Source organism: Stenotrophomonas sp. SKA14 (assembly GCF_000158575.1).
In the GTDB taxonomy this organism is placed as follows: Bacteria; Pseudomonadota; Gammaproteobacteria; order Xanthomonadales; family Xanthomonadaceae; genus Stenotrophomonas; species Stenotrophomonas forensis.
Window position 1 is genome coordinate 3,034,327 of the sequence record NZ_DS999412.1, and the last position, 12,744, is coordinate 3,047,070.

Below are 12,744 nucleotides of genomic sequence, written 5' to 3' on the forward strand. Positions count from 1 at the left end.
GTCTGCGCGTTAGAGTGAATGCGTGGCGTCCAGGGGGGATGCCGCGATAGGCCAGCGCTTCGCGCCGGCCCGCCTCATGCATGCCCCACCGTGGTTTCCGTCGACAGGCAGGTCCGGGAGACTGACGAATGCTGGTAGGCACGTACAACCCGTGGCTGGTAGCGATCTCGTTGCTGGTTGCCGTGATGGCCTCGTACACCGCGCTGGCGATGGCCGGGCGCACGGTCACCGCACCCGGCAAGGGCGCCGCCTGGTGGTGGCGGCTCGGCGGCGGCTTCGCCATGGGTCTGGGCATCTGGTCGATGCACTTCATCGGCATGCTGGCCTTCAACCTGCCCATTCCGCTCGGCTACGACCTGCCGATCACCCTGCTTTCGCTCGCGCTGGCCATCGCTTCGTCGGTGTTCGCGCTGTGGCTGGTCTCGCTGCGCACCCTGCCGCACCCCCGGCTGGCCGGTGGTGCGCTGCTGATGGGCACCGGCATCGCCGGCATGCATTACGTCGGCATGGCCGCCATGCGCATGCGCCCGGGCATCGAGTACGACCCCGGCTGGCTGCTGTTCTCGCTGATGGTGGCGGTCGCCGCGTCATGGACCGCGCTGTATGTGGCGTTCCGCCTGCGCGCGCAGCGCACGCGGGTGGGAGATCGGCTGGCCGCGGCCGGCCTGCTCGGGCTGGCCATCGTCGGCATGCACTACACCGGCATGGCCGCCGCGCGCTTCCCGGAGGGCAGCATCTGCGGCGCGGCGGTGGGCGACGGGCTGCAGAGCGAATGGCTGGCGATGCTGGTGGTGGTGCTGACCGTGGCCATCCTGGCCGTGGTGCTGGTGGTGTCCTGGCTGGATCAGCGCGTGGAGGCGCAACTGCTGCGCCTGCGCAATTCACTGCTGAGCACCTCGCTGACCGACGCCCAGCAGGAACTGACCCAGGCCGCGCTGCACGACCCGCTGACCCGCCTGCCCAACCGCCTGCTGCTGCAACGGCGCATCGTGCAGGCACTGGCCGAGGCCGAACAGGGCGGCAACCGCTTCGCGGTGATGTTCATGGACCTGGACGGGTTCAAGCAGGTCAACGATGCCTATGGCCACCAGGCCGGCGATGCCCTGCTGGTGGCGGTGGCCGAGCGCACGCGCCAGCTGCTGCGGCCGCACGACATGCTGGCACGGCTGGGCGGCGACGAATTCGTGCTGGTGGTGCGCATCGAGCACGATGAGGACCTGCCGACCCTGGCCCGTCGCATCCTGCAGGCGGTGGGCAGCGGCCCGTTGTTGCCCGACAACGAACTGCAGGTGACCGCCAGCATCGGCGTGGCGATCTGCCCCGACCACGCCGCCAGCGAGCGGCAGCTGATGGCCTTCGCCGATGCGGCGATGTACCAGGCCAAGGAGTCCGGGCGCAACGCCTTCGTGCTGTTCGCCGACTGGATGAACGACAGCGCCGAGCAGCAGTTCCGCCTGCTGGCCGACCTGCGCCGCGCGATCGGCAGCGATCAGTTGTTCCTGAACTACCAGCCGAAGATCCGCGTGGCCACGCAGAAGGTGGCCGGCGCCGAGGCCCTGATCCGCTGGCGCCATCCCGAGCATGGCCTGATTCCGCCGGATCGCTTCATCCGCCTGGCCGAACGCAGCGGCGCGATCAACGACATCGGTCGCTGGGCGCTGGACCAGGCCTGCCAGCAGCTGCGGCGCTGGCACGACGCCGGCCACGAAGGCTGGTCGATGTCGGTGAACCTGTCGCCGGTACAGTTCAGTTCGCCGCACCTGCTGCAGGACGTGCGCACGGTGATTGAACGCCACGCCATCGCGCCGCGGCACCTGGTGCTGGAGATCACCGAAAGCACAGTGATGCGCGATACCGACACCAGCCTGCGCCTGCTGCAGGCGTTGTCGGCACTGGGCGTTGGCATTTCCATCGACGACTTCGGCACCGGCTATTCCAGCCTGCTGTACCTGAAGCGGCTGCCGGCCACCGAGATCAAGATCGACCACGCCTTCGTGCGCGACCTGGAGCACAGCGCCGAGGACGTGGTGATCGTCTCGGCGATCGTGGCGCTGGGCCACGCACTGGACATGGACATCGTGGCCGAAGGGGTGGAGACCGCTGCCCAGCGCGCCTACCTGGAACGATTGGGCTGCGACTACCTGCAGGGCTACCTGCTCGGTCGCCCGGTCGATGCCGCCCGCTTCATGCAGCTGCACGACCTGCCCCGGCCACGGGTGGAACTGGCGCAGAGCCCGCCGACCCAGCATCCACCGGGGTAACTCCGGGCTGCACGCCTGCGGGGTACGGCCTGGTGCTGCCCGCACCTGCCCTGGCAGGTGCCCATCCTGGTTGGCACCTGAACCCGTCGCGGAACAGTTCTTGCACGCACCCCGGCATCCCCTGCCGCAGTGCCCGTGATGTCCGAGAACGAATCCGCCGGCGAAAAGACCGAACAACCCACCGAAAAACGCCTGCGCGACGCCCGTGAACAGGGCAACCTGCCGCGCTCGCGCGAACTCGGCACGGCCGCCGTGTTCGGCGCCGGCGTGCTGGCGGTGATGGCCATGAGCGGCTCGATCGGCCGCGGCGCGACCGCCTGGATGAAGCATGCGCTCAGCCCGGAACAGAGCCTGCGGCAGAACCCGAAGGAACTGTTCGGCCACTTCGGCGACCTGCTGCTGCAGTTCCTGCTGGTGATCGCGCCGCTGGTGCTGGTCTGCCTGCTGGCCAGCTTCGTCGCACCGCTGGTGATGGGCGGCCTGCGCTGGTCGCAGAAGGCGTTGCTGCCCGACATCAACCGGCTGAACCCGATGAGCGGGCTCAAGCGCCTGTATGGCCCGGAGGCCATCGCCGAGTTCACCAAATCACTGCTGCGCGTGGCCTTCGTCGGCGTGGCCGCCGGGCTGGTGGTGTGGACCGGTTTCGACACCCTGCGCGGGCTGATCCACCACCCGCTGGAGACCGCCATCACCGACGGCCTCGGCTTCACCCTGCGGCTGCTGCTGGCCACCGCCGGCGCGATGCTGGTACTGGCCGCCATCGATGCCCCGTACCAGCGCTGGAACTGGATGCGCAAGCTGAAGATGACCCGTGAAGAGCTGCGCCGGGAAATGAAGGAAAGCGAGGGCAGCCCGGAAGTGAAGGGGCGCATCCGCCAGCTGCAGCAGCAGATGGCCAACCGCCGGATGATGGAAGCGGTGCCCACCGCCGACGTGGTGGTGGTCAACCCGACCCACTACGCGGTGGCCCTGAAGTACGAAGGCGGCGCCATGAACGCCCCCACCGTGGTCGCCCTGGGCGTGGACGAGACCGCCCTGCGCATCCGTGAAGTGGCCGACGGCAACAAGGTCGCGATCGTCTCTGCCCCGCCTTTGGCACGCGCCTTGTATCGGGAAGGCCAACTCGGAAAGGAAATCCCCGTGAGACTGTATTCGGCCGTCGCCCAGGTCCTGTCCTACGTCTACCAGCTGCGCTCCTGGCGCACTGGGCCGATGCCGGACGCCCCGCACATCCAGGTGGATGAATTCGGCAAGGGAGGCCGCCCGTGAGCGCCCAGCCCTCCTCCGGCTTCAACACCCGCCGCGCCCTGGAGATGATCCGCCAGGGACTTGGCGCGCCGCTGATCGTGCTGGCCCTGCTGGCCATGGTCGTGGTGCCGCTGGCCGCACCGGTGCTCGATGCACTGTTCACCTTCAACATCGCGATCTCGCTGATGGTGCTGCTGGCGGTGGTCTACGTGAAGCGCCCGCTGGACTTCACCATCTTCCCGATCGTGCTGCTGATCACCACCATGCTGCGGCTGGCGCTGAATGTGGCCTCCACCCGCGTGATCCTGCTCAACGGCCAGAACGGTCACGACGCTGCGGGCAAGGTCATCGCTGCGTTCGGCGAGTTCGTGATCGGCGGCAACTATGCGGTCGGCATCGTGGTGTTCGCGATCCTGACCATCATCAACTTTGTGGTCATCACCAAGGGCGCCGGCCGCGTCTCGGAAGTGACCGCGCGCTTCATCCTGGACGCGATGCCCGGCAAGCAGATGGCGATCGACGCCGACCTCAACGCCGGATTGCTGACGCGTGAAGAGGCCAAGGCGCGCCGCGAGGAAGTCCGCGAGGAAGCCGACTTCTACGGCGCGATGGACGGTGCCAGCAAGTTCATCCGCGGCGACGCCATCGCCGGCATCCTGATCCTGTTCATCAACATGCTCGGCGGCCTGGCCGTGGGCGTGATGCAGCACGGCATGCCGTTCGGCCAGGCGGCCGCCACCTACACCCTGCTATCGATCGGTGACGGCCTGGTGGCGCAGCTGCCGGCGCTGCTGGTGTCCAGTGCGGTGGCGATGCTGGTCACCCGCGCCTCGCGTTCTCAGGACATGGCCCAGGCCATGACCGGCCAGGTGTTCGGCCAGTACCGCGCACTGGCGATCACCGCCGGCATCCTCGGCCTGGTCGGGCTGGTGCCGGGCATGCCCAACGTCGCTTTCCTGACGCTGGCGGCAATTCTCGGCTTCATCGCCTGGAAGCTGTACCGCAAGGAGAAGGCACCGGCAGCCAATGCGGCGGCCGCGGGCGGCGACGCTTCCGCGCTCAATGCACTGGGCCGCCCGGCCGCACCGGCACCGACCGCCGAACTGAGCTGGGATGAGCTGCGCCCGGTCGATCCGCTGGGCCTGGAGGTCGGCTACCGATTGATCCCGCTGGTGGATGCCAACCAGGGTGGCGAGCTGATGGCGCGGATCAAGGGCGTGCGCCGCAAGCTGACCCAGGACGTCGGCTTCCTGATCCCCTCGGTGCACATCCGCGACAACCTGGAACTTCCGGCCAACGGCTACCGCGTGCTGGTGCATGGCGTGCCGGTGGCCACCGCCGAGATCCACCCTGACCGCGAGCTGGCGCTGGACCCGGGCAGCGCGTTGGGGGCACTGGAAGGTATCGCCGGCAAGGACCCCGCGTTCGGCCTGGATGCCACCTGGATCCAACCGCACCAGCGTGCCCAGGCCGAAACGCTGGGCTATACCGTGGTCGATCCGGCCACCGTGGTTGCCACCCATCTGTCGCACCTGATCCGCGAGCACGCGCCGGAACTGCTCGGCCACGAGGAGGTGCAGCACCTGCTGGCCAACCTGGCCAAGAGCGCGCCCAAGCTCGTCGAAGATCTGACGCCGAAGGCCCTGCCGCTGTCGGCGGTGGTCCGCGTGCTGCAGAACCTGCTGGTGGAGCGCATTCCGATCCGGCAGCTGCGCAAGATCGCCGAAGCGCTGGTCGAGCATGCGCCCAGCAGCCAGGACCCGGCCGTGCTGACCGCCGCGGTGCGCACCGCACTGGGCCGTTTCATCGTGCAGGAGATCGCCGGAATGTCGGCGGAGCTGCCGGTGTTCACCCTCAACCCGCAATTGGAACGTGTCTTGCAGGAGTCCACGCAGGGCAACGGCGCCGCGCTGGAACCCGGACTCGCTGAGCGACTGCACCAGAGCCTGGCCGAATGTGTCAGCAAGCAGGAAGCCCGCAACGAGCCCGCGGTCGTGCTGGTACCCGGCCCGGTGCGCGCCGCGCTGGCCCGCCTGGTCCGCCACAGCGTTCCGTCGCTGTCGGTCCTGGCCTACAGCGAGGTGCCGGAAGACAAGCGCCTGAAGCTGGTCGGAACGATCAGCTGACGCCGCCCTTCGATGCGCCAGAAAACAGACACCACCTTCGAACCAACGCAACAGACAGACACCAAGGGGAACCCGCACCGTGCAGACCACCGACCACCCGAGTTCCCCGACCGCCACCCCGCCGTCTTCGTCCCGTGACCACAGCATGAAAATCAAACGATTCGTCGCCGCCGACATGCGCTCGGCCATGAACCTGGTGCGCAAGGAACATGGTCCTGACCCCGTGATCCTGTCCAACCGCCGGATCGAGGAAGGCATCAAGATCGTCGCCGCCGCCAACTACGATGAGAGCGCCGTGCAGCGAGCACTGGAACCCTCGCGCCGCGACTTGGCCCCGCCGCCGGCGCCCAAGCCGCGTACCGCCGCCGATGCGGTGATCGCCGCCGTCACCCGCCGCCGCAGCAACACCCCGGCGCCGGAACCGGTGGCCGCCACCACATCGGCCGTGGCCGCCCTCGCCCGCGCCGCCGTCGGCGCCACCGGCCGCACCCTGGACAGCGCCGACGAGATCGTACCGACCCGCGGCAGCACCGGCTTCGCCGCCACGTTGGCGCGCGCCGCCGTCAACGAACCGGCGCTGCCGGAGCAGATCTTCGCCCCGTTCGCCGAGGCCATCGTCGCGCCGGCCGCCGTCGCTGCCGCACCAGCCAACCGCGCCCGCTTCCCGATCGACCCGCCGCACGAGGCGCATCACGAAAGCCCGGCGGCGGCCGTGCAGCCGCCGCCGCTGCCGACCGCTGCCGTGGCCGACGTGCAGCCCGGCATCGCCGCCAGCGAACCGGCGCCGGTGGACGCCAACGACGAAGCCAGCCCGGCCCCGGTGCTGGCTCCGGCCCCGACGCTGACGGTGGTCGCCCAGGACGATGCCGAGATCCGCCAGCTGCGCCATGAAGTGGCCGGCATGCGCCAGGTGATCGAGCGCGAGATGAACCGCTTCACCGACGAGCGCCTGCGCGGCTGCCCGGTACGCGCCACCGCGCTGGACCTGATGGACGAATACGGCTTCGACGCCGGCCTGGCCCGCGACGTGGCCATGCAGATCCCGCTGGAGACCGAAGCGCACCGTGGCCGCGGCCTGATGCTGGGGCTGATCTCGCGCAAGCTGCCGATCGCTCCGGTCGACCCGCTGGAAGAAGGCGGCGTGATCGCCCTGGTCGGCCCGACCGGCGCCGGCAAGACCACCACCATCGCCAAGCTGGCCTCGCGCTTCGCCGAGAAGCACGCCCCGCGTGACGTCGCCCTGGTGACCACCGATACCACCCGCATCGGCGCCCGCGAGCAGCTGTACGGCTACGGCCGCCAGCTCGGCATCGCCGTGCACGAGGCCAACAGCGGCACCGACCTGGACCAACTGCTGGAACGCCTGAAGGACTACAAGCTGGTGCTGATCGACACCGCCGGCCTGGGCCCGCGCGACCGAGCACTGGCCGCCCAGCTGCAGTGGCTGCGCGCCGCCCGCCAGGTCCGCACCCTGCTGGTGCTGCCGGCCAACACCAGCTTCGGTGACATGGACGAGGTGGTCCGCCGCTTCGGCGCCGCCAACCTGCAGGGCCTGGTACTGAGCAAGCTGGACGAGACCGGCCGCTTCGGCAACGCGCTGTCGGTGGCCGTCGACCACGCCCTGCCGATCACCTGGGTGACCGATGGCCAGGACGTTCCGGAGGACCTGCACCGGGCCAGCGCAGCCAATCTTGTACTTCGCCTTGAAGATTTGCGCCGAGCGGCCGATATGCCCTGCAACCCGGAGTTGAACCATGCCGTCGCGTGAGTACGCCAAGCTGACCAAGACCTTCCCGCTGTCGGCCACCCGCAGCGAGCCGCTCGGCCCTGTGCGCACCATTGCCGTCACTGGTGGCAAGGGCGGCGTGGGCAAGACCAATGTCTCTGCCAACCTGGCCGTGGCGCTGGCCGGCATGGGCAAGCGCACGCTGCTGCTGGACGCCGACCTCGGCCTGGCCAACATCGACGTGATCCTGGGGCTGAACCCCACCTTTACGCTGGCCGACCTGGTCGCCGGCCGCTGCTCGCTGGAAGACGTCATCGTCGAAGGCCCGAATGGCGTGCTGGTGGTCCCGGCCGCGTCCGGCCGCCGCCACATGGCCGAGCTGGCCCCGGCCGAGCACGTCGGCCTGGTCAACGTGTTCTCCGAACTGGAACGCGAGCTGGACATCATGGTGGTGGACACCGCCGCCGGCATCACCGACGGCGTGCTGACCTTCTGCCAGGCCGCGCAGGACACCGTGGTGGTGGTCTGTGACGAGCCGGCCTCGATCACCGACGCCTACGCACTGATCAAGGTGCTGTCGCGCGAACGCGGCGTGGACCGCATCCAGGTGGTGGCCAACATGGTGCGCGACCCCAACGAAGGCCGTGTGCTGTACGAGAAGCTGACCCGCGTCTGCGAGAAATTCCTCGCCGATGTCTCGCTGAACTACCTGGGCTGCGTGCCGCAGGATGACTGGCTGCGCTTGTCGGTGCAGCGCCAGCAGCCGGTGGTGAAGGCCTACCCGTCCAGCCCGGCGGCGCTGGCAATCACCGAGATCGCCCGCCGCACCGCACGCTGGCAGGCGCCGACCGAACCGCGCGGCGGCGTCGAGTTCTTCCTCGAACGCATCCTCAAGCAACGTGGGGTGGCCGCATGAAAGGCGCAGCCCAGTACCGGGAGGTCCAGCGCTCGGCCGCCAACGAGGTGATCGCCCAGCACTCGGACCTGGTGCGGCGCATCGCCCACCACCTTGCCGCGCGCCTGCCGGCCAGCGTCGAAGTCGACGACCTGATCCAGGCCGGCATGATGGGCCTGATCGAAGCTTCGCGCAGTTACGACGCCGACCAGGGTGCCTCGTTCGAGACCTATACCTCGATCCGCATCCGCGGTTCGATGATCGATGAAATCCGCCGTGGCGACTGGGTGCCGCGCTCGGTGCACCGCCGCGCCCGCGACGCCGCCGCCACCATCCGCCGGCTCGAGCAGAGCAGTGGCCGTGCCGCCAGCGCTACCGAAGTGGCTGCCGCGATGGAGATGCCGCTGCCCGAATACCTGCGGCTGATGGAAGACGCCGCACGCGGCCAGGTGCTGAGCCTGGAGTCACGCATCGAGGACCAGGGCGAGCTGGACACCGTCGCGCAGGGCGGCCCGACCCCGCAGCAGGTGCTGGAGCGCGGCGAGTTCGGCCGCGAGCTGGGCAAGGCCATCGGCCACCTGCCCGAGCGCGAACAGCTGGTGCTCTCGCTGTACTACGAGCAGGAACTGAACCTGAAGGAGATCGGCGCGGTGCTCGGCGTCAGCGAGTCGCGGGTCTGCCAGATCCACGGCCAGGCCGTGCTGCGCCTGCGCGGCCGGCTGAAGATTTTCGAGGCGGCGGACGCCGGCCTGGAAGAATGAACATCCCCGAGGCGGCTGCCCCCGGCCGCCCGGAATGAACAACAAAGGAACTCTGCTTTGAACAAGAACATGCGCATCCTGATCGTCGACGACTTTTCGACCATGCGTCGAATCGTCAAGAACCTGCTGGGCGATCTGGGCTTCACCAATACCGCCGAAGCCGAGGACGGGCATGCTGCGCTGTCGCTGCTGCAGAGCCAGCCGTTCGATTTCGTGGTCACCGACTGGAACATGCCGGTGATGACCGGCATCGAGCTGCTCAAGGCGATCCGTGCCGATGCCAAGCTGAAGACCCTGCCGGTGCTGATGGTCACCGCCGAAGCCAAGCGCGAGCAGATCATCGAAGCCGCCCAGAGCGGCGTGAACGGCTACATCATCAAGCCGTTCACCGCGCAGACCCTGGAAGAAAAGCTGGGCAAGATCTTCGAACGCCTGGCGGCCAGCGCCTGATGGACACCACGGTCGACAAGAACGCCCTCGCCCTGCGCCTGCAGGAAGCCCTGGACGCACTGGAGTCGGGTGACGAGGCCGCCTGGCGGCAGCGCATCGACGGACTGGTCGCGCTGCGCACGCAGCCGATGATGAGCGGCCTTTCGCGGCTGGCCCGCGAACTGGGGCAGGCGCTGGGTGAACTGCCGACCGTACCCAGCGAAGCCGGCGAGCTGGATGACGCCTGCGCGCGCCTGGACCACGTGGTGGCGATGACCGAACAGGCCACGCACCGCACCCTCGACCTGGCCGAGGAATGCCGCAGCCTGACCGAGCAACTGCGCGCCGAAGGCCTGCAGCCGGGCCAGGACGCGCAGCTTGAGCGCATCCGCCACAACCTCACCGAGATCGCCCTGACCCAGAGCTACCAGGACCTGACCGGGCAGATCATCCGTCGCGTGGTCGGCATCGTCCGCCGCGTGCATGAAGGCTTCGGCGCGCTCGGCCTGCCGCCGGAACAGCATCGCACCGACCCGGAACTGGCCGGGCCGGCACTGAAGGGACTGGACCGCCACGCGGTTTCGCAGAACGACGCCGACGACCTGTTGTCGGATCTGGGGCTGTAAGCATGAGCGCGGTATCCGACGACATCACTGCCGATTTCATCATCGAGGCCCAGGAAATCCTGGATCGGCTGGGCGAACAGCTGGTGTCGCTGGAGCAGGCACCGCAGGACAGCGAGCAGCTCAATGCGGTGTTCCGCGGCTACCACACGCTCAAGGGCGGCGCCGGCTTCCTCGGCGTCACCGCCATGGTCGAGCTGTGCCACGCTGCCGAAGAAGCCCTCGGCATCGCGCGCGCTGGCCAGGCCGTGTTGCAGGCCCATCACTTCGACGCGGCCCAGCAATCGCTGGATTACCTGCAGTCGATGCTCGATGCAGTGTCTTCCGGCACCGAACCGGGCTACGCCCCGCCGGAGCTGATCGCACAATTCGACATGCACGGTGGCGGAACCGTGGCCCCCACCGCCTCGGCACCCGCTGCCGCTGGCGGCGACCTGATCACCGAAGACGAATTCGAGGCCCTGCTCGACCAGCTGCACGGCGGCAACGCGCCCACTGCGGTTGCGCCAGCGCAGAAGGCGGACGACGGCCTGATCAGCGAAGACGAATTCGAAGCCCTGCTCGACCAGCTGCACGGTGGTGCGGCCCCCGGCAGCAAAGCGGTCGCCGCCGCGGCGGTTGCTCCGCCGCCGGCACCCCGCCCGGCGGCGCCCACCCCGCCCGCGAAGCCGGCCGCCAAGCCGCTGGCCGAGGCCGAGCACACCGTGCGCGTGGATACCAAGCGCCTGGACGCGATCGTCAACCTGATCGGCGAGCTGGTGCTGTCACGCAATCGGCTCAAGACCCTGCGCGCACGCCTGCGCGACGAAGAGCTCGACCGCGCGGTCTCCACCCTGGACATCGCCACCGCGCGCCTGCAGTCGGCGGTGATGCGCACCCGCATGCAGCCGGTCGGCAAGGTGTTCTCGCGCTTCCCAAAGGTTGCCCGCGACGTCGCCCGCTCGCTGAAGAAGGAAGTGGACCTGGAACTGATCGGCGCCGAGACCGAGCTCGACCGCAACCTGGTCGAGGCCCTGGCCGACCCGCTGGTGCACCTTGTCCGCAACGCCATCGACCATGGCGTGGAAATGCCCGACCTGCGCGAAGCGCAGGGCAAGCCGCGGATGGGCCATGTGCGGCTGTCGGCCCAGCAGGAAGGCGACTATGTCAGCATCGAGGTGCAGGACGATGGCGCCGGCATCGACCCGGAAAAGCTGCGTGCGAAGGCACGCGAGAAGGGCCTGATCGACCCGGAAGCCGCGGCCCGCCTGAGCAGTGAGGAATGCCTGCACCTGGTGTTCCTGCCCGGCTTCTCGACCAAGCAACAGGTCACCGATATCTCCGGCCGTGGCGTCGGCATGGACGTGGTGCAGTCGCGCATCCGCGAACTGAGCGGCCAGATCCAGATCCAGTCGGAACTGGGCCGTGGCAGCCGCTTCCTGATCCGCGTGCCGCTGACCCTGGCGATCCTGCCGACCCTGCTGGTGCAGGCCGGCGAGGATGTCTATGCGCTGCCGCTGGCGCGCGTGATGGAAGTGCTGCATGCGCCGCGCACCTCGCTGGGCTGGTTCGATGGCCGTGCCGTGCTCGACCGGCGCTCGCATACCCTGCCGCTGGTCGATCTGCGCCAGTGGCTGGATGTGACGCCGGCCGCCTCGACCCTGCTGACCATCGTGGTGCTGCAGGCTGGCGAGGCCCGCTTCGGCCTGGTCGTGGACCAGGTGCGCGGGCGCGAGGAGGTGGTGATCAAGCCGCTGCCCAAAACCCTGCGCGGCCTGCGTGGTTATGCCGGTGCAACCTTGATCGGCGATGGTCGCATGGCGCTGATCCTGGATGTGGATGGCCTGCGATGAACCCCGCCGGGCCCTGCCCGGCGGCCCGAAAACTGTGACTACCGTCTGTACGCGATCTCCCGGTGTCTCAAGTCCCATTCATACACGCCGATACCGGAACCATGGATAGACTCAGCCTCATTGGACTCTTTCTCGCCCTGGCCTCGCTGGTCGGTGGCAGCATCCTCAAGGGCGCCGGCCTGGCGTCGTTGTGGTCGCCTGCGGCGTTCGTGATCGTCATCGTCGGCACCATCGCCGCGATCCTGCTGCACACCTCGCCGGCAGTGTTCAAGCACGCGTTCAAGATCGTGCGCTGGGTCGTGCGCCCGCCGCACAGCGACCGCCGCGAGTTGATCCAGCAGATCGTCGAGTGGAGCAACATCGCCCGCCGCCAGGGCCTGCTGGGCCTGGAATCGCAGGTGGAAGCACAGCAGGACCCGTTCCTGCGCAAGGGCCTGCAGTTGCTGGTCGATGGCGTTGAACCGGAGTCGATGCGGCACATGCTGGAAATCGAACTGGGCAGCCAGGAACACCAGGACCAGGCCGGCGCCAAGGTCTTCGAGGCGATGGGCATCTATGCGCCGACGCTCGGCATCATCGGCGCCGTGCTGGGCCTGATCGCGGTGATGAAGAACCTGGCCGATCCGAGCAAGCTCGGCCACGGCATCGCCGCCGCGTTCACCGCCACCATCTACGGCATCGCCTCGGCCAACCTGCTGTTCCTGCCGATCGCCGCCAAGCTCAAGAGTGTGATCTCGCACAATACCCGCGACCGCGAAATGGTCATTGAAGGCCTGATCTCGATCGCGCAGGGCGAGAACCCGCGCAACATCGAAACCAACCTCTCCGGCTTCCTGCACTGAC

At 68.6% G+C, this 12,744-nt stretch carries 10 protein-coding genes; all 10 read left to right on the forward strand.

Annotated elements, in window-relative coordinates:
- The first annotated feature begins 128 nt into the window (after positions 1–128).
- The 10 genes from SSKA14_RS13735 to SSKA14_RS13780 all read left to right on the forward strand — a co-directional run bounded on the left by SSKA14_RS13735 (position 129) and on the right by SSKA14_RS13780 (position 12,743).
- Positions 129–2,261, forward strand: coding sequence for a bifunctional diguanylate cyclase/phosphodiesterase (locus tag SSKA14_RS13735; RefSeq protein ID WP_008268399.1), 2,133 nt, complete (start codon positions 129–131; stop codon positions 2,259–2,261).
- A gap of 138 nt (positions 2,262–2,399) precedes the next feature.
- Positions 2,400–3,530 (forward strand): flagellar biosynthesis protein FlhB, encoded by a 1,131-nt coding sequence (gene flhB, locus SSKA14_RS13740; RefSeq protein ID WP_006443036.1) that lies wholly within the window; start codon positions 2,400–2,402, stop codon positions 3,528–3,530.
- A 44-nt stretch (positions 3,531–3,574) separates the two neighbouring features.
- Complete coding sequence (gene flhA, locus SSKA14_RS13745) at positions 3,575–5,635, forward strand: flagellar biosynthesis protein FlhA (protein ID WP_198283631.1); 2,061 nt, start codon at positions 3,575–3,577, stop codon at positions 5,633–5,635.
- 145 nt (positions 5,636–5,780) lie between these two features.
- Positions 5,781–7,403: a flagellar biosynthesis protein FlhF gene (gene flhF / locus SSKA14_RS13750; RefSeq protein WP_008266184.1), complete on the forward strand. Its 1,623-nt coding sequence runs from the start codon at positions 5,781–5,783 to the stop codon at positions 7,401–7,403.
- Positions 7,390–8,277 carry a MinD/ParA family protein gene (locus tag SSKA14_RS13755; RefSeq protein WP_008267550.1) on the forward strand — a complete coding sequence of 296 codons (888 nt, stop codon included), beginning with the start codon at positions 7,390–7,392 and terminating at the stop codon, positions 8,275–8,277. The genes flhF and SSKA14_RS13755 overlap by 14 nt, the downstream gene beginning before the upstream one ends.
- Positions 8,274–9,017: an RNA polymerase sigma factor FliA gene (locus SSKA14_RS13760; protein WP_008266765.1), complete on the forward strand. Its 744-nt coding sequence runs from the start codon at positions 8,274–8,276 to the stop codon at positions 9,015–9,017. The genes SSKA14_RS13755 and SSKA14_RS13760 overlap by 4 nt, the downstream gene beginning before the upstream one ends.
- Before the next feature lie 57 nt (positions 9,018–9,074).
- Complete coding sequence (gene cheY, locus SSKA14_RS13765; protein WP_006365466.1) at positions 9,075–9,467, forward strand: chemotaxis response regulator CheY; 393 nt, start codon at positions 9,075–9,077, stop codon at positions 9,465–9,467.
- On the forward strand, positions 9,467–10,072 hold the full coding sequence (locus SSKA14_RS13770) for a protein phosphatase CheZ (RefSeq protein WP_006442968.1): 606 nt from the start codon (positions 9,467–9,469) through the stop codon (positions 10,070–10,072). Before cheY ends, SSKA14_RS13770 begins: the two co-directional genes overlap by 1 nt.
- Positions 10,073–10,074: 2 nt before the next feature.
- On the forward strand, positions 10,075–11,901 hold the full coding sequence (locus tag SSKA14_RS13775; protein WP_008266869.1) for a chemotaxis protein CheA: 1,827 nt from the start codon (positions 10,075–10,077) through the stop codon (positions 11,899–11,901).
- A gap of 101 nt (positions 11,902–12,002) precedes the next feature.
- The gene (locus tag SSKA14_RS13780; RefSeq protein WP_006442919.1) at positions 12,003–12,743 is read left to right on the forward strand and encodes a flagellar motor protein; all 741 of its coding nucleotides are present in this window, start codon (positions 12,003–12,005) and stop codon (positions 12,741–12,743) included.
- The last annotated feature ends 1 nt before the right edge of the window (position 12,744 follow it).

Excerpts from the sequence above, each read along its gene's own strand:
- flhB (WP_006443036.1), top strand. The coding sequence starts at position 2,400 with ATGTCCGAGAACGAATCCGCCGGCGAAAAGACCGAACAACCCACCGAA.
- SSKA14_RS13735 (WP_008268399.1), top strand. The coding sequence starts at position 129 with ATGCTGGTAGGCACGTACAACCCGTGGCTGGTAGCGATCTCGTTGCTG.
- SSKA14_RS13780 (WP_006442919.1), top strand. The coding sequence starts at position 12,003 with ATGGATAGACTCAGCCTCATTGGACTCTTTCTCGCCCTGGCCTCGCTG.
- flhF (WP_008266184.1), top strand. The coding sequence starts at position 5,781 with ATGAAAATCAAACGATTCGTCGCCGCCGACATGCGCTCGGCCATGAAC.
- SSKA14_RS13775 (WP_008266869.1), top strand. The coding sequence starts at position 10,075 with ATGAGCGCGGTATCCGACGACATCACTGCCGATTTCATCATCGAGGCC.
- SSKA14_RS13770 (WP_006442968.1), top strand. The coding sequence starts at position 9,467 with ATGGACACCACGGTCGACAAGAACGCCCTCGCCCTGCGCCTGCAGGAA.
- SSKA14_RS13760 (WP_008266765.1), top strand. The coding sequence starts at position 8,274 with ATGAAAGGCGCAGCCCAGTACCGGGAGGTCCAGCGCTCGGCCGCCAAC.
- flhA (WP_198283631.1), top strand. The coding sequence starts at position 3,575 with ATGATCCGCCAGGGACTTGGCGCGCCGCTGATCGTGCTGGCCCTGCTG.
- SSKA14_RS13755 (WP_008267550.1), top strand. The coding sequence starts at position 7,390 with ATGCCGTCGCGTGAGTACGCCAAGCTGACCAAGACCTTCCCGCTGTCG.